Annotated in this window: 18 protein-coding genes; 13 read left to right on the plus strand and 5 right to left on the minus strand. The window is 59.5% G+C overall.

What is annotated here, in order from left to right:
• The first annotated feature begins 53 nt into the window (after window positions 1-53).
• The 4 genes from VJU77_04075 (at window position 54) to tpiA (ending at window position 4,588) form a co-directional block, all read left to right on the plus strand.
• The gene (locus VJU77_04075) at window positions 54-1,265 is read left to right on the plus strand and encodes a phosphoglycerate kinase (GenBank protein ID HKP02520.1); all 1,212 of its coding nucleotides are present in this window, start codon (window positions 54-56) and stop codon (window positions 1,263-1,265) included.
• 76 nt (window positions 1,266-1,341) lie between these two features.
• Complete coding sequence (locus VJU77_04080) at window positions 1,342-2,364, plus strand: hypothetical protein (protein ID HKP02521.1); 1,023 nt, start codon at window positions 1,342-1,344, stop codon at window positions 2,362-2,364.
• A 4-nt stretch (window positions 2,365-2,368) separates the two neighbouring features.
• Window positions 2,369-3,811 carry an MBOAT family O-acyltransferase gene (locus tag VJU77_04085; protein ID HKP02522.1) on the plus strand — a complete coding sequence of 481 codons (1,443 nt, stop codon included), beginning with the start codon at window positions 2,369-2,371 and terminating at the stop codon, window positions 3,809-3,811.
• Window positions 3,812-3,823: 12 nt separating this feature from the next.
• Complete coding sequence (gene tpiA, locus VJU77_04090) at window positions 3,824-4,588, plus strand: triose-phosphate isomerase (protein ID HKP02523.1); 765 nt, start codon at window positions 3,824-3,826, stop codon at window positions 4,586-4,588.
• 104 nt (window positions 4,589-4,692) lie between these two features.
• Here tpiA and VJU77_04095 read toward each other — a convergent pair whose 3' ends face one another.
• Window positions 4,693-6,411, minus strand: coding sequence for a peptidylprolyl isomerase (locus VJU77_04095; protein ID HKP02524.1), 1,719 nt, complete (start codon window positions 6,409-6,411; stop codon window positions 4,693-4,695).
• Between the two features lie 48 nt (window positions 6,412-6,459).
• The gene (locus tag VJU77_04100) at window positions 6,460-7,134 is read right to left on the minus strand and encodes an outer membrane lipoprotein-sorting protein (GenBank protein HKP02525.1); all 675 of its coding nucleotides are present in this window, start codon (window positions 7,132-7,134) and stop codon (window positions 6,460-6,462) included.
• A 95-nt stretch (window positions 7,135-7,229) separates the two neighbouring features.
• On the opposite strand from VJU77_04100, the gene VJU77_04105 reads away from it, so the two are divergent.
• Genes VJU77_04105 through VJU77_04115 form a run of 3 tightly spaced genes read left to right on the plus strand, consistent with a single transcriptional unit; the run spans window position 7,230 to window position 10,152 of the window.
• Window positions 7,230-7,877 (plus strand): phosphatase PAP2 family protein, encoded by a 648-nt coding sequence (locus VJU77_04105; protein HKP02526.1) that lies wholly within the window; start codon window positions 7,230-7,232, stop codon window positions 7,875-7,877.
• Window positions 7,874-9,454, plus strand: a complete 1,581-nt coding sequence (locus VJU77_04110; protein HKP02527.1) for a glycosyltransferase family 39 protein — start codon at window positions 7,874-7,876, stop codon at window positions 9,452-9,454. Before VJU77_04105 ends, VJU77_04110 begins: the two co-directional genes overlap by 4 nt.
• Entirely contained in the window at window positions 9,451-10,152 is a 702-nt protein-coding gene (locus tag VJU77_04115) for a glycosyltransferase family 2 protein (GenBank protein HKP02528.1), read from the plus strand. Before VJU77_04110 ends, VJU77_04115 begins: the two co-directional genes overlap by 4 nt.
• 128 nt (window positions 10,153-10,280) lie before the next feature.
• On the opposite strand, the gene VJU77_04120 is transcribed toward VJU77_04115, so the two are convergent.
• Entirely contained in the window at window positions 10,281-11,138 is an 858-nt protein-coding gene (locus VJU77_04120; protein ID HKP02529.1) for a TraB/GumN family protein, read from the minus strand.
• A gap of 174 nt (window positions 11,139-11,312) precedes the next feature.
• Here VJU77_04120 and VJU77_04125 point away from each other — a divergent pair, with 174 nt between their 5' ends.
• The 3 genes from VJU77_04125 (at window position 11,313) to treY (ending at window position 16,602) form a co-directional block, all read left to right on the plus strand.
• Entirely contained in the window at window positions 11,313-11,780 is a 468-nt protein-coding gene (locus tag VJU77_04125; protein ID HKP02530.1) for a PTS sugar transporter subunit IIA, read from the plus strand.
• 74 nt (window positions 11,781-11,854) lie between these two features.
• On the plus strand, window positions 11,855-13,573 hold the full coding sequence (argS, locus tag VJU77_04130) for an arginine--tRNA ligase (GenBank protein HKP02531.1): 1,719 nt from the start codon (window positions 11,855-11,857) through the stop codon (window positions 13,571-13,573).
• 86 nt (window positions 13,574-13,659) lie between these two features.
• Window positions 13,660-16,602, plus strand: a complete 2,943-nt coding sequence (gene treY, locus VJU77_04135; GenBank protein HKP02532.1) for a malto-oligosyltrehalose synthase — start codon at window positions 13,660-13,662, stop codon at window positions 16,600-16,602.
• Here the strand turns inward: treY and VJU77_04140 are convergent.
• Entirely contained in the window at window positions 16,523-17,314 is a 792-nt protein-coding gene (locus tag VJU77_04140; protein HKP02533.1) for a hypothetical protein, read from the minus strand. The genes treY and VJU77_04140 overlap by 80 nt on opposite strands.
• A 348-nt stretch (window positions 17,315-17,662) precedes the next feature.
• Between VJU77_04140 and VJU77_04145 the strand changes: the two genes are divergently transcribed.
• Genes VJU77_04145 through VJU77_04155 form a run of 3 tightly spaced genes read left to right on the plus strand, consistent with a single transcriptional unit; the run spans window position 17,663 to window position 24,829 of the window.
• On the plus strand, window positions 17,663-20,125 hold the full coding sequence (locus tag VJU77_04145; protein HKP02534.1) for a hypothetical protein: 2,463 nt from the start codon (window positions 17,663-17,665) through the stop codon (window positions 20,123-20,125).
• A gap of 44 nt (window positions 20,126-20,169) precedes the next feature.
• Window positions 20,170-21,996 (plus strand): hypothetical protein, encoded by a 1,827-nt coding sequence (locus tag VJU77_04150; protein HKP02535.1) that lies wholly within the window; start codon window positions 20,170-20,172, stop codon window positions 21,994-21,996.
• Between the two features lie 16 nt (window positions 21,997-22,012).
• On the plus strand, window positions 22,013-24,829 hold the full coding sequence (locus VJU77_04155) for a choice-of-anchor Q domain-containing protein (protein ID HKP02536.1): 2,817 nt from the start codon (window positions 22,013-22,015) through the stop codon (window positions 24,827-24,829).
• An 11-nt stretch (window positions 24,830-24,840) separates the two neighbouring features.
• On the opposite strand, the gene efp is transcribed toward VJU77_04155, so the two are convergent.
• Window positions 24,841-25,398, minus strand: coding sequence for an elongation factor P (gene efp / locus VJU77_04160; GenBank protein ID HKP02537.1), 558 nt, complete (start codon window positions 25,396-25,398; stop codon window positions 24,841-24,843).
• Between the last annotated feature and the right edge of the window lie 122 nt (window positions 25,399-25,520).

Below are 25,520 nucleotides of genomic sequence, written 5' to 3' on the forward strand. Positions count from 1 at the left end.
GTAATGATTCCTTCTCTGCCAACCCTCCATTACTCCACTACTCCATTACTCCAATGAACAAGCTCACCCTCCGCGATCTCGAAGTCCGTGGGCAGCGCGTGCTGGTCCGCGTCGACTTCAACGTGCCGACGGAAGAGCGCGACGGGAAAATCGCGATTACGGACGACACGCGGATTCGCGAGAGCCTGCCGACGATCAATTACCTGCGTGAACAGGGCGCCAAGACAATCCTGATGGCGCACTTTGGCCGGCCGAAAGGGAAGCCGGTCGAGAAATATTCGCTGCGGCCAGTGGGCGATTATCTCCACACGCTCATCAACCATCCGGTGGCGTTCAGCCATGACACCATCGGGGCGATTCCGGAGGCGATCATTCGCGACATGAAAGAGGGCGACGTGACTTTGCTGGAAAACGTTCGCTTTCATTCCGGGGAAGAAGCGAACGACCCGGTGTTCGCGGAAGCGCTCGCCCAGCTCGGCGACCTCTACGTGAACGACGCCTTTGGCGCGGCCCATCGCGCCCACGCCAGCACGGCGGGCATCACGAAGTTCGTCAGGCAATCCGCCATGGGTTTCCTGATGGAGAAAGAAATCCAGTATCTTTCCCATGAGCTGGCGAAACCGGCGAAGCCGTTTGTCGTGATCCTGGGGGGGTCGAAGGTTTCGGACAAGATCGGCGTGATCAAAGCGCTGATGGAGAAAGCCGACGCGATTCTGATTGGCGGCGCCATGGCGAACACGTTTTGGAAAGCGCAAGGGGTTCCGGTCGGGAGTAGCCGGGTGGAAGCGGACAAGCTTGACCTGGCGCGTGAGATCATGGAGCTCGCGAAGCAAAAAGGAGTGCGTTTCCTGCTGCCGGTCGATGCCCTCGAAACGCAAAAAGTGGAAGCGGGCTCCTCGGGCCGGAATACGAGCCGCGTTTCACCCACCCACGGAATTACCGAAGGCTGGCAGGCCGTCGATATTGGCCACGCGACCATCAGTCTTTACGAAGACGAGATCGCCGGCGCAAAAACGATTCTCTGGAATGGGCCGGTCGGGGTTTTCGAGATTCCCTCCTTTGCCAACGGCACGAATGCCATCGCGGACGCGCTGGCCCGCTCCAAGGCGACAACGATTATCGGCGGTGGCGATTCCGTCACGGCGGTGAAACAGGCCGGGCTCGGCGACAAGATGACTTTCATCTCGACCGGCGGCGGGGCTTCGCTTGAGCTCCTCGAGGGAAAAGAACTGCCGGGGATCGCTGCGCTGAGCGACCGCCCATAGATGATCGTAATCGTGCTCGAAAGCATCGTTTAAAAGACCGAGCACGAGCACGAGCAGGAGCACGATTACGAAGCAGGTGAGCAAACAACTCGCTAGGAATTTCCTCTTCGCGGTTATCGCGTTGGTAGCCTTCGTCACGACAAGCGCACTGATCCATGCGCTCCTGCCGCCAATGATCCCGAAGGGCGTCGCGGCGAAGCTCAAATATTTTTCGGAGCACAAGGACGAGTTCGACACCGTCATTGTCGGCACGAGCCGGCTTTACTATTCCGTGTCGCCGGAAATCTTCGACGCCACGACGCGAGACAACGGCCTGCCCACGCGCAGCTTCAATTTCGGAATCGACGGGATGCATCCGCCCGAAAATTTCTATGTCCTTCAGCAGATCCTCCAGAGCCGGCCGCGGAACCTGAAATGGGTAGTGCTCGAGCTGGGTGATCTCCAGACGAGATGGGACAACATTCTCGGGACCCAGCGAGCGGTTTACTGGCATGACTGGCCGCGGACGAAGCTGACCCTGAAAAGAGCTTTGGACCCGCGCGGCGACGCGAAGTGGTACATCAAGGGCAGCCGCCTCTGGCTGGCCCGGCGGGATTTCATCTCGAACCTGACCCTTTTCGGAAAACAATTCGCTAACGTCGGTCGCGTGCACGATCTCCTGCCGGCGGCCGAACGCGAACGCTATGCCGAGGCGGCGTCCGAGCTCGGGCCGCACAACGACGGTTATCGAACCGGGGGCGACGCCATGTCGGCTGAGAAGACGGTTAGCTTTCAGCAACGCCTCGCCAAAGAACTTTCAGGCGCCACGCAGAAGTATCTCGATCCTACCACGGAGCGGGGTTACCGCGATGCCGCCGCCCGAATCCGCGCCGCGGGCGCGGCGCCGGTCTTTGTCGTGACCCCAGTCATTTTTCAAAAAAAGACGGTCTTTCGCCAGTCGCCGCCGGCGCCGGTCCTCGTGTTCAACGATGCCCGGAAATATCCGCAGTTCTACGAACCGAAGATCCGGATCGACGACGGCCACCTGACCCAGGCGGGCGCCGAAGATTTCTGTCGCACGCTCGCGCGGGAATTCGTCGGCCGCGTCCGCCAACCATAAGCGCATGCTTTTCGTCGAGTTCCGTTTCTTCTGGTTCTTTCTCGCGGTCTTCGCGGTTTACTGGTCGCTGCGCGAGAACCGGAGCCGCAAAATCTGGCTGCTCGTTTGCAGCTATTTCTTCTACGCCTGCTGGAACTGGAAATTTCTTTTCCTGATCATGGCCTCGAGCGCGCTCGATTACTTCGTTGGCGCGATGCTGGCGCGGACGGAGGATCCGGGAAAGCGCCGGGGCTGGTTGATCATGAGCCTCTGCCTGAACCTGGGCACGATCGCCTTCTTCAAGTATTACAATTTCTTTATTACTTCCGCGGCGGCGCTGCTCGCCTGGCTCGGATTGCCCGCAAGCCTGCACACGCTCAACATCGTCATCCCGGTCGGCGTGAGCTTTTACACGTTCCACTCGATGAGCTACACCATCGACGTTTACCGGCGAAAACTGGAGCCGGTCCGGAGCCTGCTCGATCTCGCCTGCTTCATCGGATTTTTCCCGCAGATGGTCGCGGGTCCGATCGTGCGCGCTTCCCAGTTCCTCCCGCAATTGCTCAGCGTTCGCCGATTTGCCAATGTCGATGTGCGCGGCGCGTTGGTTCTGTTTCTCACCGGATTCATCAAGAAGGCCTGCATCGCGGATGCGGTCGCGCCGTTCGTGGATCGTTACTTTGACGCGCCATGGGATTTCACCATGCCGAGCGCGTGGGTCGCGGTGCTCTTCTACGCGATCCAAATCTATTGCGATTTCTCCGGTTACACCGACATGGCCATCGCGACTGCCGGATTGCTCGGCTACGAGTTGCCGGTCAATTTCCGGTTCCCGTATTTCGCCGCGAACATCGCGGACTTCTGGCATCGCTGGCACATCAGCCTGTCAAGCTGGCTGCGCGATTATCTCTACATTCCGCTGGGAGGAAATCGCGGGCCGGCCTGGTTTGTTTATCGCAACATCATGATCACGATGCTCCTCGGCGGGCTTTGGCACGGCGGCGCCTGGACGTTCGTGATCTGGGGCGGCCTGCACGGGCTGGCATTAATTGTCCATCGCGCGCGGACCCGTCGCAGAGACCTGCTTCCCACCGCTCAGGAGATGCAAAAACATCGTCTTCCGAAAGGACCGCAGTCCCTCGGAGGCTGGTTCGCCTGGGCTTTCACGGTTTACTGGGTCTGCTTCGCCTGGATTTTCTTCCGGGCGGTTGATCTCCAGCATGCCGGGCCGGCGCTGCGCAGCTTTCTATTTCTGCCGGGCGTCGGAACGAAGAGTCTCGGGGCCTGGATGCTCTGGATCGTGGCCGCGCTCGGCTTCGTGCACTATCTGAATTTTCGCGGTGTTTTTGCGAAGTGGTGGCGCCGGCCGTCGCCGTTGGTTTTCGCCGCCGGCTATGGTTGCGCCTTTGCCGTCGTGCTCTTATTTATCCCCCCGCGCTACGCGCCTTTCATCTATTTCCAATTCTAACCCGAACTTCCCATGAGAAAGAAAATTGTTGCCGCGAATTGGAAGATGAACATGACGCAGACCGAGGCGACTTCGTTTGTCTCGACGTTCCTGCTCGAGATTGGTGAGTCGCGCGACGTGGAGGTCGTGATCATCCCGCCCTTCACCGCGATTGCGCCGGTCAACACTGCGCTCGAGAACGCGCAGCACATCAAGGTCGGCGCCCAGAACATGCATTGGGAACGCTCGGGCGCGTTCACGGGCGAGATCAGCCCCGCGATGTTGCGCGATCTTTTCGTGCGCTACGTCGTGCTCGGCCATAGCGAACGCCGGACGTTGTTCGGCGAGACCGACGAGGTCGTGAACCGCAAGGTCCAGGCGGCGCACGAGGCGATGCTCCGGCCGATCCTCTGTGTGGGCGAAAGTCTCGCGCAACGCGAAGCGGGCGAAGTGGAGAAAGTCCTCACGACGCAACTCAAGGGCAGTCTGGCCGGGTTAGGCGCGAAGGAACTCCAGGAAACGGTGGTTGCCTACGAGCCGGTCTGGGCCATCGGCACCGGCAAGACCGCCACGGCGGAGCAGGCCCAGGAAGCCCATGCGTTTATCCGGAAAGTGCTCGGCGAAATTTCCGATGACGCGACGGCTGACAAAGTCCGGATCCAATACGGCGGCAGCGTGAAGCCGGACAACGCCCGAAAACTGATGTCGCAACCCGACATCGACGGCGCTCTGGTCGGCGGCGCGAGCCTCGACCCCCGCAGCTTCGCGCAAATCGTGCAGGGCGCGGGGGAAGAATAATTACCCTGTAGCGGCGGTCTCTGACCGTCGACCATTGCCGAAACAACGGATTCTTAAACGCTCACAGCCGACGGTCAGAGACCGCCGCTACAGAATGACGCGTTTCAGTTCAGTTGATAAATCTGCACCGTCCCGACGCCGGTCCCGTTGCTGACCCCGTGCACTATGGCGGTGTATGCGCCGGCGGCGAGGGTTCGCAGAACGGCCGATTCCTTCAGGTCGCTCGGAGCCAGACCGCTGGCCTGGATCTGCGGTTTCTGCGGGCTGTCCATCCAGTTGTCATTCGAATCAATTAGCGCGCCGTTCATGTCGCGCAGTTCGAGGATCGGATCGGCCAAGGCATTGGGGACCCCAAACGCGGTGAGCGACGGGCCAGTGGCTCGCACCAGGATCTGTTTTGGTTCTGTTCCGCCCATGATAAATCCGCCGATGAGGGCGTTGGGATCGGTGCCCACCTGTCCCCGCGTCGCGATGTTGAGCAAGGTGGATCCCGGGCCGCTATCGATATCGTAGACCTCCACGACCCCGAGGCCGGTGGTGTTGTTCGCGCCGCGCATGACGGCGGTGTAAATCGCGGCCGAAGGGTCCGACGGCACGGTGGTAAGGATCACCGATTCGTTAGGCGAACTGGGCGCGAATCCAAAATCGATCACGTCCTGTTTATTGGCGGCGTCGCCCCAGTTGTCGTTGGTGGCGATCGTCGCGCCGGTGGCGTCGTGTAACTCGAGAGTTGGGTTGGCAATGGCGCCGCCGAGCCCCGTCGATGGACCGAGCGCGCGAATGACCAGCCGTTTTGCGGCGGAGCCGCGCATGATGAACCCCGCGATCAAGGCGTTGTCGCCCGTCCCCACCTGCATCCGGGTCGAAAGATTCACCGGCCGGCCCGGTGCGGCTACGACCGTTACGGTGAACATCTGTGAATTCGTTCCACCGTCGAGATCGGTGGTCGTCACGGTCACGTGCGACGTGCCCACGGTGACTCCGCTCACCAAAACCTTTGATCCGCTAACCGCCACGCTGACGTTTCCGTTGTCGCTCATGGCGGTAAGCGGCACGATGTGGGTGATGGCCGGAATGGAGACGAGGTTCGCCACCTGGACTGCGGACGTGCCATTGTAGTTCCGAAGCGGCAAACTGGAAAAGTTAGGATCGGCGGCGGAGAAATTGTAACGCGGGAGACCGGCAATGGAATCTGCAACCGTCATGCCATTGCCGACAACCCGTCCGAAGACTGTGAACCCGCCGTTTTGCGTATCGAGATTGGTCGGCGGGCCACCATTATCCGCCAGGTTGATGAACCACTGACTGGTCGCGCTATTGGGATCGTTTCCAATTTTTGCCATCGCGATTGTTCCACGCTGATTGGAAATCCCGGGTTCGTTTTGGATCGCGGGAAACGTCAGGACCTGGGTGGGTTGGATCGCTGTGTTTTGAGAATTCACCGTGCCAAGGAAACCGCCGCCTTGGATCACGAAGTTGGGTTGGGAACGATGGATGAAACTCGAAGCCAACTGGTGCGTCGTCGGGTCGTCGATGAAGTAGCGGCCCTGGTCAACGTATTTCAGGAAATTGGTGACCGTGATCGGTTTGTCTCGCCCGAAAAGCTCGATGTCGATATTACCGGCGACTGTTGTCATCCGGACGGCGTCGGTCACGCCCGCATCCGGATAGGCGGTCGCTACGTCGATCGAACGCGGCGCCGCGCCAGCGTAGACGGTGAAATCCGCGATCTGATCGGTCCCCTCCGGTGGCGTATCTTGCCCGGCGGCGGCGACGATCCCGGTCAAAGTTGCCGCGGCGGCAACCAAACAAATCCGTTTCATGCGCCCCCTTTTTACTCCATCGGATGAAACTGCGCCAGCGAATGTGACCTACTTGTTGATCTCCAGGTAGGTCCGCGTCTGCACCTTGCCGGTGCCGGGAACGAACTCCTCGATCCGCATCTGTTTCAGAAACCAGCGACCCTCGATCTTTTGCGCGGAGATGACTTCAAAACGTTTGGCGAGCTGGCCTTTCAAATCGTAACCCTCCACTCGCATCAGCGCGCCCCCATTTTTGTCGACCCAAAGCCAGACAGTGCCGTACTGCGATTGGCGCGAGGGCGCCTTCAATTCCAATTTCCAGCAATTGCGGGTGCGGATGGAGTTTTCTCCCGTGACCCGCGCATCTGGCCAGTAGAGGAATTTCAGCGCCAGGTCCTCGTAACTTATCCCCGTGCCCCGCACCTTGTGGTCGAACTGCGCCGCACTGATCTTTTCGGTGCCGCCGCGAGTGACTTCCTCCAGGCGGGAGTCGTTGTCCCCCAGGCGCAATTGCAGCGTCTCGTCGGGGTTCGAGAAACTGTAGCGGATGAGCGGCCCCGTTTGGGTCAGGCGAAAAGGAATGATTTTGTCATTTTCGCGCAACTGCCCCTGCAGTTCGATTTCCTGCTGGGCCTGGCGAAGCCTGACCGATTCCAGGATGTCTCTGGCCTCGGGCAACTCGGCGGCGAAAAAGGATCCCGCCATGAGCGACAGGGCAGGGACGAGGAAATTGAGCCGGCGCATATTTCTAAATCGTTCAGGGTTCAGGCCGCTGCAATGGCTGGTCGTTTCAACACTTTAACGTTCCAACGAATCCTCTATCGTTTGGGCGCACCGGAATGGACCAGTTCATTTTTCACCTTATCAACGAACAATGGACGAGTCCGGCGCTCGACTTGTTCATGGCCGCGGTGAGCGATGTGGAAATCTGGCAGCCGCTCCTGATTGGCCTGGCCATCTACGCGCTGGTTTTCATGGGCTTCAAGGGCCGCGCCTTCGTGGTCTGTCTGCTCATCACCTTGGTTTTCTCCGAGCAATTCCTCGTTCGCACCCTCAAAAGTGCCGTCGATCGCAAGCGGCCCAAACAGGCGCAGCCGGTCCGAATGGTCCAATTGGAACGAACTCAACCTGCCTTTCTCACCCTTTTCCGGAAACCAACGATCCGGACCTCCGATCAAACTGACCACAACAAATCCGGCCCTTCCTTTCCCTCCGGCCACGTGACCGATAACGTGATTATCGGGACCATGTGTGTGCTCTTTTTTCGCCACTGGGGATGGCTTTATTTTTTTGTCGCGGCCTCGGTCGCCTATTCCCGAATTTACCTGGGGGCGCACTGGCCGAGTGATGTAGTTGGGACGGCCTTCATGGCGGCGGGCGTGGCGCTCGTCATGATGGCGCTGCTTGAGTCTTTGTGGAAAGCATTCGGCCGCCGGTGGGTCCCGGAACTCTTCGCCCGTCATCCACGCCTGATCGATCACTCATGAGCCATACGCGGGCAGTCTGGTTTTTCGTTCTTGGTCTCACGGTCATTCGACTGACCATGCTGAGCACCACGGAATTATCCTTCGACGAGGCGCACTATTGGATGTGGTCGGAGCGCCTCGCCCCGGCCTATTTCAGCAAGGGTCCGGGGATCGCCTTCGCGATTCGCGCCAGCACCGCTCTCTTCGGCGACAGCGAGTTCGGGGTCCGCTTTTGGAGTCCGGTCATCGGCGCTGCGACCTGCCTGCTGCTCTACTACTTTACCCGGCGCTTGTTCAACGAGCGCGCCGCTTTCTGGCTCGTTACCGCCTTGAACGCCGTGCCGCTCTTCCATGTCGGCAACGCGGTGATGACGATTGATCCGCTCTCCATCTTTTTCTGGGTCTCGGCGATGTATGCGTTCTGGATGGCACTCGAACGAACGCCCACTGCGCTCTGGCTTTGGGCCGGGACCGGGTTGCTAGTCGGCCTTGGATTTCTCTGCAAATACACCAACGCGTTCGAGCTTGTTTCGATTCTTCTCGTCCTCGCTCTCGTCCCGCGGCACCGGCGCGAGTTCAAGCGGCCCGGGCTTTATGTTCTGCTCGCGGCCTTTCTTGTTTGTCTGGCGCCGCCCTTACTCTGGAACTACGACCACGCCTGGGTCACAGCCAGTCATCTCCAATCGCGGGGCGGACTCGATCAACCGCTCGGGTTTCGCCCGCTCGAAGTGCTCGGATTTCTGGGCGCCCATTTCCTGAGCTTTTCGCCGCTGCTTTTTCTCGCCCTGGCCTGGGCGGTGATCGCAAACTGGCGGCGCGCCCGGCAGCAAACCAAGGTGTTGTTTCTTTTCTGGTTCGGCCTGCCGGTCTTCGTGTTCTATCTGCTCGTCTCAATCAACGACCAGGCTGCGCCGAACTGGGATGTGCTCGCTTTCCTCAGCCTGGCGGTGCTCGCGGCCGCTTTCTGGACGGAGAAGCTCACCTCGAGCCGCGGCGCGGCCCGATTTCTGGCCACAGCAATCGTGGTCGGACTCGTCTTCAGCCTCTTCGTTCTGGATACCGACCTGTTGCGTTCCCTGGGCCTTCCGTTTCCCCATCACCGCGACCCGGCTGACAGCGTCCGGGGCTGGAAATCCGCCTCTCGCGCCGTGGAAAGGATTCGGGGCGAACTCGAGACGAAGAGCAACGAGCAGCTTTTCGTGATTGCCGACCAGCGCGATCGCGCTTCGGAAATGGCGTTCTACTTCGAGCAGAGACGGGTCGAAGGCCCGGGCCATCCGCCGGTTTACATCGTCGAATCACAGGATATCCAGAACCAGTTTTCGTTCTGGCCGCGTTACGACCAGTTTGTGGAGACATCGCCGAACACGCCGCGGCCTGACGCCGAAGTTTACACCGAGGAAGAGGGAGTAAACCTGTTCACGGGCCGAAGCGCGCTCTACATCCAGAGCGGCAAAGGCGTTCTCGTGCCGCACAATATTCGCGTGGGGTTTCAGTCGGTCGACCGCATCGCCACCATTGAGGTCACCCGGTTTGGCGCGAAAATGCGAGAGTGGCAGGTGTTTTTCTGCCGCAACTATCGGACACTGCCGCTATGAGCCCTGGGTCGCCCGCGGTTTCGGTAGTCGTGCCGCTGTTCAACGAAGAGGAGAACGTGCCGATTCTCCAGGCGGAGCTGACGAACGCGCTCCGTGCTCTCGATTACGAAATCATTTTCGTCGATGACGGGTCGCGCGATCAAACCGTGGAACGGATCGCGGCCGATCCGCGCGTTCGGCTGGTGCAATTCGAGCGTAATGCCGGCCAGAGCGCCGCGATGTTTGCCGGGCTCAACGCCGCCCGCGGCGCGGTGGCCGTGCTTCTTGACGGCGACCTGCAAAACGATCCGGCCGATATTCCGAAGCTGCTCGCCGAGATCGAGCGGGGCGCCGACCTGGTTTGTGGTTATCGCGCGCAACGCAAGGACACGGTGGTGAAGCGCATAACCAGCCGCGTCGCGAATTTCGTCCGGAGCCGGTTCACGAAAGACGGGGTGCGCGACACCGGTTGCACGTTGAAGGCGATGAAGCGGGAATGCATTGCCGCGCTCGTGCCGTTCAAGGGGATGCACCGGTTTATCCCGGCCCTGGTCAAAGGCGCCGGCTATCGGCTGGTCGAAGTGCCCGTGAACCATCGGCCGCGCAAATTTGGCCAGAGCAAGTACGGCCTGGGCAACCGGGCCGTGCGGGCCACCATGGACATGTTCGGCGTCCGCTGGCTCCTATCGCGCCGACTGAATTACAAGGTGCGGGAATAGCAGTGCTGTCTGTTGTAGCGACGGCGCTCTGTCGCCGTAAAAGCGCGAGCAATGCAATCAACGGCCTCTTACGCCGACAGAGCGGCGTCGCTACAACGGGCCGTTGCGCTCCGGGATGACACCGTCTCCTAATATTTCTCCACCTTTATCCCGCGCTTCGCCAATTGCACCTGAAGGCTGTCCCGCCCCACAAGATGTCCGGCGCCGACCGCGATTTGTTGCACCCCGGAACCTTTCAACATCTGCTCGATCTTCTCCGCCCAGGCTTTGTTTCGCCGAACCAAAAGCTTGTCGTAAACAGTCGGCGCTTGCGCCTTAATGTCAGCAACCGACAGGCGATCGATCGTTTCCAAGTCTCCATCGATCCACGCTTTCGCCAGCTGATCCACGAGTTCCAGGCCCTTCTCGAGATCATCCAGAGTCCCGACGAAAAACTGCAACTGCTCCTCTTCCGAAAGGTCGGCCAAAAGGTGCAATTGTTCTTCCGCGGTTTCGAACCCATGGATCTTGTCCGCCTCCGCGGTGGCCTGGGTGGTGAGGACGCTTTCGACGCCGGCCTTGGGATCGTATCCCGCCTTTTGAATCGGACTCATCGCGAGGCTCACTCCCGCCAGCCACGGCCGCAGCGGCTCGAGTTGGGTGGGGGAAATGCCGTAACGGGTGGCCAACTCCGCCAGCTTCTTCTTTTGATCTTCGTTCAATTTGGTCGAGAGCGGATGTTCCGGATCGAGCCCCAACTTTATCAGCAGCAACTGGAGGGCGGCGTTGTCGTCATCGGTAGTTTCGAGCCAAAGTTCGGTGCTCTCGTGCACGGTTTTCTTTACTTTCTCAGCGTTCCATTCCGCGTCGCGCTTGAGCAGGTGCAGAGTCCCGATGAGGTAAATCGTCGAATCCGCGTCTCGTATCACCCACATCGCGGGGTCGGCTTTTGCGACCGATGCCCCCAACAGAAGACTCAACCCGACCGACAACATTTTTCTGCTCATGATCCTGATCCTACGGCTGATGTTTCCTGAGACCACAGCTGGTTCGTGGGATCAGGGTTATGATTCAGAACAGGAGCAGGATTTGGGCGCGGAGGATGGGCGTGTTTTACGGCCAAATCCGGCTTGTCATCCGAAAGCCTCACGTTAAGCTTTCGGCCCCACTGGGAATTCTGCATGTCATTGGCCAGCCTACTCTCTGCTGAGCAAATCATTCCCGAAATGAAAGCGACGGAGCGTTGGAGCGCTATCGTCGAGCTGATCGATCTCCTCGTCGCCCAGGGCAAGATCAAGCCGGAAGACCGCGACAGCATCCTGGCCTCGCTCAAACAGCGCGAGGAAACGATGAGCACCGGGATCGGGTTCGGCATCGCCATTCCGCACGCCTCGTCGGACCGGATCGAGGAAGTGGTGGCCTCTTTCGGGCGGTCGTCGCAGGGGATCGAGTTCGACGCGCTCGATAACGCCCCGGTGAAGTTCGTCGTCCTCTTCATCGTGCCTAAGAACCAGTTTCAAACCCACCTGCGCACCCTGGCTTCGATCGCGAAATTCCTGAACGACCGGAGCGTGCGCGAGCGTCTCGGCGCCGCGAAATCGGCTGACGAAATCCTGGCGATCTTCCGCGAGAGCGGCGGGCAAAAATAATCTGTAGCCGCCCCGCTCAGTCGGGGCGAATTATCGCGCGACAGAAACGCGGTGACACAGGACCGCGGCTCAGCATGGAAACATTCCAGGAACTTCTCAGCCAAAAAATGGCCGCTGCCTTGGCAGCTGCTCAACTGCCAAACGCTGGGACACTCACGCCGGCGACCGACGCGCGTTTCGGCGATTACCAGAGCAACGCGGCGCTGGTTTTGGGGAAGCAACTTGGCCAAAACCCGCGGGCGCTCGCCCAACGCTTATGTGACCAATGGGTCGCATGGGAGATATCTGATTCGCCGACGACTGCTGGCCCCGGCTTCCTGAATTTTTCACTTAAGCCGCAAGCCATCGCCCACCAAACCGCGCAGCTTCTCTCCGACGAACGGCTCGGCGTTCCCCGGGCTTCCACCTCGAGCCGGATCGTCATCGACTTCGGTTCGCCTAACGTCGCCAAGCCGATGCATGTTGGCCACATCCGCAGCACGGTGCTGGGGGATGCGCTCGCCCGCATCGCCTCGTTTCTCGGGCACGATGTCATTCGCGACAATCACATCGGCGATTGGGGGACGCAGTTCGGGATGGTGATTTACGGCTGGAAAAATCTCCTCGATCGCAAGGCCCTCGAGCACCATCCGATTGCGGAGCTGGTCCGCATTTATAAAGCGGCGAACGAGGCCGCCACCTCCGATCCGGCCGTCCGCGAGGCGTGCCGGGAAGAGCTGGTCAAATTGCAGGCCGGCGATCCGGAGAACTTCGCCATCTGGCAGGAATGCGTCACGGCTTCTCTCCGCGAATTCGATGAGGCTTATCAAATCCTCGACATTCATTACGACATCCAGCGGGGCGAAAGTTTTTACAACGACCGGCTGGCCGCCATCGTCGAGCGCCTCTGCGACGAGAAGATAGCGGAAGAGAGTGAAGGCGCGATCGTGGTCTTCTTTCCCGGGATTCCGGAAATGGCCGACAAGCCGTGCATCATTCGAAAACGCGACGGCGGCTACAATTACGCGACTACGGACGTCGCGACGGTCGATTATCGCGTCGACGATCTGAAGCGCGATACCTGTTGGTACGTTGTCGGCGCGCCGCAGACGCTCCATTTCAAACAGATTTTCGAGATCGCTCGTCGCGAAGGCCGGACAGCCGACTTCCGGCACATTCCTTTTGGCAGCATCCTCGGTGAAGACCGCAAACTGATGAAGACGCGCTCGGGCGAGAACGTCGCGTTGCGGGACGTGCTCGACGAAGCGGTCGTGCGCGCCCGCAAGATCGTGGACGAGAAAAACCCCGACCTTCCGGAAGCCGAGCGCGATCAAGTCGCCAAGATCATCGGCATCGGCGCGGTGAAATACGCCGATCTCTCCCAGTATCGGATGACCGATTACATCTTTTCCTGGGACCGAATGCTCTCGTTCCAAGGGAACACTGCGCCTTACTTGCAGAACGCTTACGTTCGAATTCGCTCTATCTTCCGAAAAGCCGCTGTAGCCGCGTCCCTGTGGGACGCGCGAGAGCAAGCGATAAAACTCACCGAGCCAGAAGAAAGAAATCTTGCGCTTAAGCTCTGCCAGTTTGCCGAAACGGTGCCGACGGTCCTGAACGATTTCCGTCCAAACCTTCTCGCGAACTATCTCTACGAACTGGCGAACGCCTTCCACTCCTTCTACGAAGCGTGCCCCGTCCTCAAATCGGAAGAGCCAGCGCGCTCGTCTCGTCTTGCCTTGTGCGAACTTGGCAGCCGAGTCCTCGCGAAAGGCCTCGATCTTCTCGGAATCAAAGTTCCGGAGAAGATGTAGGCGGCGATTCAGTTTTTTCCCGATCCTCGAACCGGGATTTGAATCCTGTCCATCCCGGGAATCCTGCCTAAGTTTGCTCCCCTTTCGTGAACCTGCAGCATCCACGCATTCCATCTTCGACCTACCGGTTGCAATTCAACCGGCAATTCACGTTCAACGACGCGCGCGAAATCGTGCCCTATCTCGATGCGCTCGGGATCAGTGACTGCTACGCATCACCTTACTTTCAGGCGCGCGCCGAGAGTTTGCACGGTTACGACATTACGGATCATAACAAGCTGAATGCCGCGATCGGCTCGCGCGAGGATTACGATGCCTGGATTGCCGACCTCCACGCCCACGGGATGGGACAGATCGTCGATTTCGTCCCGAACCACATGGGGATTGGCGAACCACTCAACCATTGGTGGATGGACGTTCTCGAGAACGGTCCCAGCTCGCCGCACGCGCCGTTTTTCGATATCGATTGGAAACCGCTCAAGGCCGATCTCGAAGACAAGGTGCTTCTACCGATTCTCGGGGATCAATACGGGCGCGTCCTGGAGCGGGGCGAGCTTCAGGTCCGGTTTGAATCCGGCGCGTTTTATCTTCGCTACTACGACCATGAGTTCCCGATCGCGCCCGGCACGTATCGCCACATTCTCGAGATCGCCCTGGAAAAACTGACGCCCTTCAAGAGCGAGGATTTCTACGCGGAATTCCAGAGCATCATCACGGCGCTGGAGTATTTGCCGCGGCGGACGGAGACCGATCCGGAACGGATTGCGGAGCGGGCGCGGGAAAAGGAGATCGTTAAGCGGCGCCTCGAGCGGCGTTGCCACGAAGCCCCCCAGGTCCAGGCGGCGGTCAACCAGGCGGTGGTGCAGATCAACGGCACCCCCGGCGATCCGCGCAGTTTCGATGCGCTTGATTCGCTCCTTAACGATCAATCGTACCGGCTCGCTTTCTGGCGGGTGGCCGCCGAGGAAATCAACTACCGGCGTTTCTTCGACGTTAACGATCTCGCGGCCATCCGGATGGAATTGCCCGAAGTGTTTGACGCGACGCACCAGCTGCTCCTTGAGCTCATCGCGAATGGCGCCGTGACCGGCGTGCGCATCGACCACCCGGACGGTCTCTATTTGCCGAAGGAATACTTCGAGAAATTGCAGCGGCGCTCCGCGGCGGCGCTTGGGATTCCGCTGCCCGGTAATGGCCGCGCCATTTATCTCGTGGTCGAGAAAATCCTGACCGGCAACGAAACCCTTCCGGCGGACTGGTCTGTTCACGGGACGACGGGATACGAATTCGCGAAGCTGGTTTCGAATCTCCTCGTCGACTCGTCGGCGGAACAGGCGATTACGAAAGCGTTCCAGCGATTCATTGGCCATTCGATGCCGTTCGGCCACCTCATCTATGCGAAGAAGCGGCTGGTCATGCGATTGTCGCTTGCGAACGACGTCAACGTTCTCGGCGACATGCTCGATCGTCTCTCGGAAAAGAATCGCTGGTTCCGCGACTTCACTCTCGAGGCTCTGGCCCGTGCGGTCCGGGAGACGATTGCCTGCTTTCCGGTTTATCGCACTTACGTCACTCCCGGCCAGCCAGTCAGTGACGAGGACCGCGCCATCATCGAGCGCGCGGTTGCGACGGCGAAGCGGCGGAACCCGGCGTTGGAGGAATCGGTTTTCAATTTCCTGCGCGACATCCTGCTGCTCCGTTTTCCGGAGAACCTGGATGATGAGGCGCGGGCGGAGCACGAGCATTTCGTCCTGAAATTCCAGCAAAGCACTGGGCCGATCATGGCGAAGGGACTTGAGGACACGGCGTTCTATATTTACAATCGACTCGTAGCGCTCAACGAAGTCGGCGGTGAGCCGCAGCATTTCGGAATCAGCGTGGACGATTTCCACGCGCGGAATAGCGAACAGCAGCGCGCCTGGCCGGCGACCTTGCTTGCCACGTCCACCCACGACACGAAGCGGAGCGAGGACGTGCGCGCCCGGATCCTGGCGATCTCGGAAATGCCGCAGCTCTGGCGCACCAGTCTCCAGCGCTGGCGGACGCTCAATCGGCGGTGGAAACGGAACGTGGACGAAAGTTCGGCCCCTGATCCCAACGAGGAATATCTCTTTTACCAGACGCTTCTCGGCAGTTGGCCACTGGGCGCAACCGAAGCGAGCCCTGAATACATCGAGCGGATCAAGGTCTACATGGCGAAGGCCCTCAAAGAGGCAAAGATGAACACGAGCTGGATCCAGCCTAACGAGCAGTGGGATTCCGCCATGGACGAGTTCGTGACCGGGGTCCTGACTCCATCGCCGAAGAACAAGTTCGTTCCGAGCTTTCTCCCGGTTGCCGAAGAAATCGCACGCCTGGGCGCCATCAATTCCCTCTCGCAGGTTCTCTTGAAGCTGACCGCTCCCGGCGTGCCCGACATTTATCAGGGGAACGAAATCTGGGACTTTAGCCTGGTCGATCCGGACAACCGGCGGCCGGTGGATTATGCGCGCCGGCGCGAGTTGCTGGCGTCTCTGGAAAGCGCTTCACCCGAAGAGCTGCTTCGCGAATGGCCGGATGGGCGAATCAAACTTCTGCTCACCAGCCGGCTGCTCGGTTTCCGGCGAGAGCACGCGTCGCTCTTTCAGCACGGAAAGTATCTGCCGCTCAACGTGACCGGCGAATTTGCCGACTGCTGTGTGGCATTCGCGCGCGAGCTCGAAGGGAAGTGGATTGTGGTTCTGGCGCCGCGCCTTTCGTCTCGAGTGGGCTTCCCTCCGATCGGCGAAAAATGGAAAGACACGGCGGTGGAGTTGCCGGAGTCGTTCGCCCTCGAGGGCGCGACCGAGATTTTCTCAGGAGGGAAACTCAACAACCGGAATGTGCGATCGTCCGAGGCGTTCGCGATCCTCCCTTTCGCGGCGTATCAAAACCAAGGAACGGCGATTTCAAATCGCCGCTCCTTGAGGCTTACCGCGCTATCGCGCCCACCCAACTGGCGAACCTTTCCGTATTCGCGCCGAATTCATTGCCAAAATGAGCGAACGTGATCTGCGATGAGGCGAGCACGAGCATTATGCTCAGCAGAAGCAGGTTCATCAGGTAGATTACGACCAGGGAGAAAAAGGTCCCGTGGTCCGTGAGATCGGTCTGCTTCTTGGGAATCATCCAGCAGGTGAAGGTGAAATGGAACGCCCAGGTCACGCCGATTAGGGCGTAAAGGAGCCGGCCGTACGGCTGGACGTTGAAAAACAACCCGATCGCTCCGTAGGCGCCGATGACGATCAGGCTGTAGAGCGGGAAAAAATAGGGGGCGAGCGCAATCCAGAAATTGTTCCGGTCGGTTACGATGTGTCCGCCTTCGCGGCCGACTCGAAACCGGCTGACCCGTCCGCCCATCAGCAGCACCCAGAGAGCGTGGGTCAATTCATGCCCGAAAACATAGACGACCATCGGCCGAGGCAGTCCAAAAAAAGCGATGAGCCAGAGAACCGCCCCCAAGGAAAAGAACCAGAACTCTTCCCCGGCCCAAAGCCTTTGGGTAACGGCGGCCCGCGTGAAAACGGTGAAGAATGTCTGGGTCAGGATCGCGCAGAGCGGCAGCAGGAAAAGCGCAATGACGAATTTGAGCCAGCGGGTGGGAATCGTCCACGCTTCCCCGGCTGGATGGCGGCGCGCGATGGGTGCGACAACTTTTACCCGACGGCTGCGCCGGCGGGTCCCATGATGAAGGGTTGTCTTCCTTTTCTTCTTCGCACCCAAAGTTAACCGCAGATTACGCAGATTGACGCGGATGAAAGAAGGAAATCCACAACTCCTTTCCTGCTCTTGATCCTGATCATGCTCCTGATCTTTCGTTTACCCAGAGGATCAGGATTAGGACTATGGGCTCGAACAGGCCGCTGCCCTAAATCAGCGCCTAATTTACGCTGACGCCTGATAAAAGAATTGACGTTGGCCGCAAAATCTGGCCGGATTCCAATCCTAGGGCCAGCAGACCCCTGCCCCATGCCCATGCACGACGGATTCACAACTTCGCGTCGATTCCCTTTCGGGTCGGTCCGCAACTTGCGAGGGGTGGCGGCACTGCTCGCATTCTCTGTTTTGGCAGTGGCTGCATCTGCAGCCGAACAACCGTGCGGCTTTCTTAGTTTCTCGGAGACCTTCGACGGAGTGCAGGCGCCGAATCTGCCGACGGGCTGGACGGCTTCCCAAGGCGCGAACTCGGGCGATCCGTTGTGGATCACATCCGCCACTACGCCCTACACGGCACCCAACGCCGCATTCACGACAGTCCCAGATCACGTCCTGGATAACCGACTCGACAGTCCAGGGATTTTCTCGACAGGCCCCGCGACCCTCTTCTTTCGCCACCAGTTCGATTTTCAGAATGGTCTTGATGGCGCCATTCTTGAAGTCTCTGCGCCTAATCTCAACGGCGGCCAGTTCACTGAGTTTACCGCGGCGGGAGGTTCCTTCGTCAGTGGGGGCTATAATGGGACAATAGTCTCTCCATCCAATCCGTTGGCGGGACGGCCAGCTTGGACGGGTAACTCAGGCGGCTATCTTAGGACCCAGGCTGATTTCGGTGGGATCATTGCCCAGGGATGGCCCATAAAATTGCGGTTCCGAATGGCGTCCGACGACACCGGTTCGAGTGGAGGCTGGTGGGTCGACCACATCGCCATTCAAGTTTCCGAGTGTGGTACGCCCACTCCGTCGCCGGCTCCTTCCTGCATTCCACACTGGGCCAGCGGTCCTGCCGCTCCCATGGCTGCGTTGCATTCTGCGGGCGTTTTCTTCCCCGCGAACGGACGGTTCTATGTCATGGGAGGACGCAGCAGCGATGCGGTCGGGAGCGACCTAACGCATCCGCTCGAGTTCGACCCGGTCAACAACCTCTGGGCGATCAAAGCGGTGATGTTCCCCGACAACATGGTCAACGATATGGTGTGCGACGTCCTCGCTGATCCTTCCGCGACTCCGTTCATCTATTGTGTCGGAGGTTCCGCATCGGGTGGATCAACGGCCACAAGTCGCCTTTTCCGATACGATCCGGTCGCCGATTCGATTACCCAGGTGGCTGCGTCGTGGCCCGGTAATTCTGGTGGAGATACTCTGCCGGGCGGAGGCGCCGCCGCTGGCAACAAGCTTTACGTCCTGGGCGGCTACCAGATTGGCATCGGAATGACTGATAAGATTTGGGAGTTCAGACCGGATACAAACGTCTGGGTGCAAAAAGCTGCGGTCCTGCCTGTTCCGCTCGGCTACCTTGCCGTGATGGCGAACGGCAACGTTATCAACACGGCCGGGGGTACTGTGCTCGGGCCTTCCGGCACGCTCTATGACATCGCCAACGTGTTTTTCTACTCAACGACTGGAGATCAGATTAGTCCCCGCTATCCCCTGCCACGGCAGACGTCCGGCGCCCGAATGCTTGGGGTAAACTTCGGACTCCGGGTGTTAGGCGGAGGGAACCAGAATACTTCCGCGCACGTCGATGTGTTCAGCGGACAGGTTTGGCTTAGAGGAGAGGATCTGGCGATGGCCCGAAGGCATTTCGCCGCCGCCACCGATGGAACCCGCATCTGGTTGACAGGCGGGTATTCTTCGGGCAACACCCCGCTGAACTCGATGGAGGTCTATCAGTGCCCGGCCTCGTCTCCAACACCAACCCCTACGCCAACTCCGAGTCCGACACCGAGTCCAACAGTCACACCGAGTCCGTCGGTGAGCCCCAGCCCATCGGCGAGTCCGAGTCCGTCGGCCAGCCCTTCACCGACAGCGGCCCAGGCGTTGAATATTTCGACCCGCCTCCGAGTTGAAACCGGATCCAGTATAGCGATTGGCGGATTTATCATTACCGGCACTGGACCAAAGAAGGTGGCGATTCGTGGAATTGGACCTTCGCTCGGCAATTTTGGTCCTAGCGATTTCCTGGCCGATCCCACCCTGGAACTGCGCGACAACACCGGCGCGCTGGTCGCCCAAAATGACAATTGGCAGGACAACTCGTTCCAAGCGGCGCAGCTGGATGCCCTGGGCCTGGCGCCGCAGCATCCGGATGAATCCGGGATCGTAGCCATCCTTCAGCCCGGCGCCTACACCGCGCTTCTAGAAGGTAAGAACCAGACAAGCGGCGTCGGGCTGATGGAAATTTATGACGCGGATGCAGCCGCGGCTTCGCAACTGGCCAACATCAGCACCCGCGGTTTTGTGCGGGCGGGCGACAATGTCATGATAGGAGGCTTCATTCTCGGCAATAGTAGTGCCAGCACCAATGTAGTCGCGCGGGGAATCGGCCCGTCGCTTAGTCAATTCGGCCTGAATAACGTGCTGGCTGATCCGACCCTGGAGTTGCGCGACAGCAACGGCGCGATCCTGGTCGCAAATGATAACTGGCAGGACGATACGGTTTCAGCGGCGCAGCTGACGGCGCGCGGCCTCGCACTCTCTCGATCTGAGGAATCCGCAATCTTTGCCACCCTGCCGCCGGGCGCTTTCACTGCCATTCTTACCGGGAAGAATGGCGGAATCGGGCTCGGCCTCGTCGAAGTTTACAACGTGCCGTAGCCGCGGGGTAGACTGACGCAGATGATGAAAAGAAATCTCCGAGTATGAAAACAGAACAACTCCGAATCCCTTTGCCTTGTGAGCAGCATTTAGTGAAGCAGGTCGTCATTGCGGCCCTGGCCCTCCTGGCACTTGGCGGTGTTATCGCGCGAGGGCAATGCCCTCCGACTGAGACCCAGAACTTCGATGGAGTGACGCCGCCAGCTTTGCCTGCAGGTTGGGTAGCTTCCCAGGGGATGAATCTGACTGGTGCGCCGTTATGGGTTACCTCAGCGATCACGCCGGACACACCACCTAACGATGCCTTCTCCACGGCCCCCGATAACATCCTGGATAACCGGCTCGACCATTCGATTATCGTTAGCAGCAACGCATTTGCCGGTAGCTTCCGGCACAGCTACAATCTGGAAGCAGGCTTTGACGGTGCCGTGCTGGAAATCTCCAATCCCAGCATTAACGGAGGCGCCTTCACCGATGTGACCGATCCAGCCGTAGGCGGCCACATCAATCCCGGCTACAACACCACCATCAGTGCAGCATCCCAGAGTCCCCTTGCTGGCCGAATGGCTTGGGGCGGGAATTCGAACGGGTACGTTACTGTTAACTTGATATTTGCGGCCTTTCCGTCAGTTTTTTCTGGCAACACTATTTTCCGCTTTCGGCTGGTCACTGATAACAGCGGCGCCTCTGGAGGCTGGCGAATTGATACCTTTCGTTGGGACCGTTTCGAATGTGGTACGCCGACCCCGACCCCGACCCCGACTCCTCCACCGCACACGCCGACCCCTACCCCTACACCCTCGCCGACGGCCAGCCCAAGTCCGACGGCGAGCCCAAGTCCGACGGCGAGCCCAAGTCCGACGGCGAGCCCAAGTCCGACGGCCAGCCCAAGTCCGACCGCGAGCCCAAGTCCGACGGCGAGCCCAAGTCCGTCGGCGAGTCCGAGTCCGTCGGCGAGTCCGAGTCCGTCGGTGAGTCCGAGTCCGTCAGTGAGCCCGAGTCCGTCGGCGAGTCCGAGTCCGTCGGTGAGTCCCAGCCCATCGGCGAGCCCGAGTCCGTCGGCCAGCCCTTCACCGACAGCGGCCCAGGCGCTGAATATTTCGACCCGCCTTCGAGTTGAAACCGGAGATCGAATAGCGATTGGCGGATTTATCATTGCCGGCACCGGACCGAAGAAGGTGGCGATAAGAGGCATCGGGCCGTCGCTCGGCAATTTTGGTCTCACCGATTTTCTGGCCGATCCCACCCTGGAATTGCGCGACAACACCGGCGTGCTGCTGGCCCAAAATGACAATTGGCAGGATAACTCTTTCCAAAGGGCGCAACTGATTGCCCTGAACCTGGCGCCGCAACATCCCAATGAATCCGGCCTCGTAACCATCCTTCAGCCCGGCGCCTACACTGCGCTTCTGGAGGGTAAGAACCAGACCAGCGGCGTCGGGCTGATGGAAATTTACGACGCGGATGCAGCCGCGGCCTCGCAACTGGCCAACATCAGCACCCGAGGTTTTGTGCGGACGGCTGACAACGTCATGATCGCAGGCTTCATTCTTGGCCAGGGCACCGCCAGCTCCGACGTAGTCGTACGCGGCATCGGTCCTTCGCTTAGTCAGTTCGGCTTAAATAACGTGCTGGCGGATCCGACCTTGGAGTTGCGCGACAGCAACGGCGCGATCCTGGTCGCAAATGATAACTGGCTGGACGATTCGATTGCAGCGGCGCAGCTGACGGCTCGCGGTCTGGCGCCGTCTCGATCTGAGGAATCGGGAATTTTTGCCAGCCTGCCGCCGGGCGCCTTCACCGCCATCCTGGCGGGCAAAAATGGCGGAACCGGACTCGGGCTGATCGAAGTTTATGATGCGCGCCCGTAAACGCCAGCGGTACCGAATGATGCGCTTCGTCTTCGCGGCCATGGCCCTCTGGGCCGTCGGCGGCAATTTCGCGCGAGGAGCCTGTCCCCCGCAATACACCCAGAACTTCGATTTCGTGACGCCGCCAGCCTTGCCCGCAGGGTGGACAGCTTCTCAGGGGATGAATCTGACTGGTGCGCCGTTATGGGTCACCTCAGCGATCACGCCGGACACACCACCGAACGATGCCTTCTCTACGGCCCCCGATAATATCCTGGATAACCGGCTCGACACTCCTTCGATTTTCGTTAGCAGCAACGACTTTTCCGGTAGCTTCCGGCACAGCTACAATCTGGAAGCAGGTTTTGACGGTGCCGTGCTGGAAATCTCCAATCCCAGTATTAACGGAGGCGCCTTCACCGATGTGACCGATCCAGCGGTAGGCGGCCACTTCGATCCCGGCACGGGCTACAACACCACCATCAGTGCAGCATCCCAGAGTCCCCTTGCTGGCCGAATGGCCTGGGGCGGAAACTCAAACGGTTACGTCAGGTGCGGCCTCATCTTTGGAATGCCCTTTCAGCCAGGTTTTTTTGGCAGCACTATTTTCCGCTTTCGGCTGGTCACTGATAACAGCGGCGCCTCCGGAGGCTGGCGAATTGATACCTTTCGTTGGGAGCATAGCGAATGTAATCCGCCGAGCCCGACACCGAGTTCTCCAACGCCCACGCCAACCACGACCGCGACACCGTCTCCCACGCCGACTCCAACAGCGCCGCCTGCCCCAACACCCACGCCGGCTCAGGCGTTGAATATTGCCACGCGGCTCCGGGTTGAAACTGGAGACCGCATAGCGATTGGCGGATTTATTATTGCCGGCCCCGGACCAAAGAAGGTGGCGATCCGAGGCATCGGGCCGTCGCTCAGCAATTTTGGTCTCAGCGATGTCCTGGCCGACCCGACTCTGGAATTGCGCGGCTCCGATGGCGCGTTGCTCGTGCAAAACGATAATTGGCAGGACAACGCTTCCCAGGCGGCGCAACTGGTTGCGCTTCACCTCGCGCCGCAGCATCCCAATGAGTCGGGAATCGTAACCATGCTTCAGCCCGGCGCCTACACCGCGCTCTTGAGGGGTAAGAACCAGACGAGCGGCATCGCGCTGGTGGAAATCTATGACGCGGACGCAGTTGCGCCTTCGCGATTGGCCAATATCGCCACCCGAGGATTCGTAAGCGGGGGCGACAACGTGATGATTGCGGGCTTCATCCTCGGCAGCGGCTACAGCACCTCCGTGGGGGTGAGAGGCATAGGGCCTTCTCTGGCCCAGTTCGGCCTGAGCAATGTCTTGCCGGATCCGACGTTGGAATTGCGCGACAGCAATGGCGCGGTCCTCGCGGCCAACGATAACTGGCAGGACGATCGCTACGCGGCCGCCCAGCTCAGTGCGAACGGTCTTGCGCCGCAAGATCAATCGGAGTCGGGAATTTTTACCACTCTGCCGCCTGGACTCTTCACTGCCATCCTGGCCGGCAAAAAGGGCGGTACAGGTCTGGGGTTGGTGGAAGTCTACAACAACCTAAATCCATCCACGATTATTGTAACAAATACGTCCCCAAGCGGACCGGGCTCATTGGTGCAGGCGCTTGCGGACGCGAACGATGGAGACACGATCCGGTTCGATCCCTCTCTCAACGGACAGCCCTTTACTAATGTCGCAGAAAAAATTGATAAAAATATTGTTATCAGCGGCCCGGGACCGAATCAGTTGACCCTTGGGGGCGGCTTGGGCCTTTCTGTCCTGGAGATCGACTCCGGGCATACTGTGATAATCGAAGGCCTCACCATCCGCGACGGGGATGCCCCGATAGCTGGCGGAGGTATTCTGAATAATTTGTCCACCGTGACAATCAACGACTGCATTATCATATCCAATTCCAGCGATGGATCAGGCGGTGGCGTCTCCAACGTGGGGACCATGACGATCATGAACAGCACCGTCAGCGACAATCACACCACAGGCGACTTCAACTCGCACGGCGGTGGAATCAGCAACGGCGGGACCATCACGATCACGAACAGCATAATCAGCGGCAATAGCGTAGGATCCAGCCCATTCATGCCCGGGATCGGCGGTGGCATCTTCAACAGCGGCGTCGCGACCATGATGATCACGGATAGCACAGTCAGCTCCAATCGCGCCGTGGGAGGCGGGGGCATCGGCAGCGATGGGGCAATGACAATCAGCAATAGTTCTGTCACGGGCAACATGGCCCTTGCTGCCTTCGGTTTCGGCGGCCTCGGGGCTGGCATCCTCACCAAGAATAGTCCGATTATGATCACCAACAGTACCATCAGTGGCAATTCGGCCTCAGACGCTGGCGGCGGCATCTACAGCAGCAACTCTGCGACCGTCACGGTCACCCACAGTACGGTCAGCGACAACCAGGCCAACGGCAATGGCGACAGTATTCTAAACTCCGCATCTTTGCGGAGCGGAGACACCATTTTGAAGGTCGCGCCATCGGGTATTAATATCGTGAACAACAGCCCAGGCACGATCACTTCTTACGGCTACAACCTCAGCAGCGACAGCGGCAGTGGCTTCCTCAACGCCGCCGGCGATCAGCTCAACGCCAATCCGATGCTTGGGCCTTTGCAGAACAACGGCGGTCCGACCCTCACTCAGAAATTGCTGCCGGGCAGTCCCGCGATTGACAGAGGCGATCCCAACTTCGTTCCGCCGCCTTTTTGGGATCAGCGCGGCATCGGTTATGATCGCGTCGTGAACGGGCGCATCGATATTGGCGCATTCGAGGTCCAGCCCACTCCCACGCCCAGCCCGACACCGAATTAGGGCGTTTCGCCCTACGCGCGACCCATGTAGGCGCCGGTGCGCGTATCGATTTTGATCGTCTCGCCTTCCTGGATGAAGAGCGGGACGTTGACCGTCTTCCCCGACTCCAAAAGCGCCGGCTTCGTCACGTTTGAGGCGGTGTCGCCGCGAAGCCCTTCCGGAGATTCAATGACCTTGAGCTGGACCGAAGCCGGCAAGTCGACCTGAACGATGCGGCCTTCCGCCGACAAAACTTCGACGGACAAATTCTCGACCAGATAATCCTTCGCGTCCGCGAGCAAATTCTCGTTCAGCGTCACCGTCTCGTAGGTGTTGGGATCCATGAAGTGGTAGCCGTTGTTGTCCTTGTAACTGAATTCCAGATTCGTCCGGCTGATGTCGACCAGCTCGACTTTGTCGGTCGAGCCGAAGCGGACATCCGCGCTTTTCCCGGTGGCGATATAGCGAATGATCGCCTGCACAAATGCTCGCAGGTTTCCCGGGGTGCGGTGGTGCACTTCGAGGACAATGGCGGTGTTGCCATTGTATTTTATCGCCTGTCCTTTTCTGAGATCGTTCGCGGCTGCCATGGGAGAGTCGGTAGTTGAGAGTTAATAGTTGAGAGTCTTGGGGGAAGGGACGATGCCGCATCCCGGCAGATTCTCAACCCCGATCGACGCGTTTCGGTATGGCGAGACTCTGTCGAGCCGTC

The sequence above is a fragment of the Chthoniobacterales bacterium genome (assembly GCA_035274845.1).
Classification (GTDB): Bacteria; Verrucomicrobiota; Verrucomicrobiia; order Chthoniobacterales; family UBA10450; genus AV80.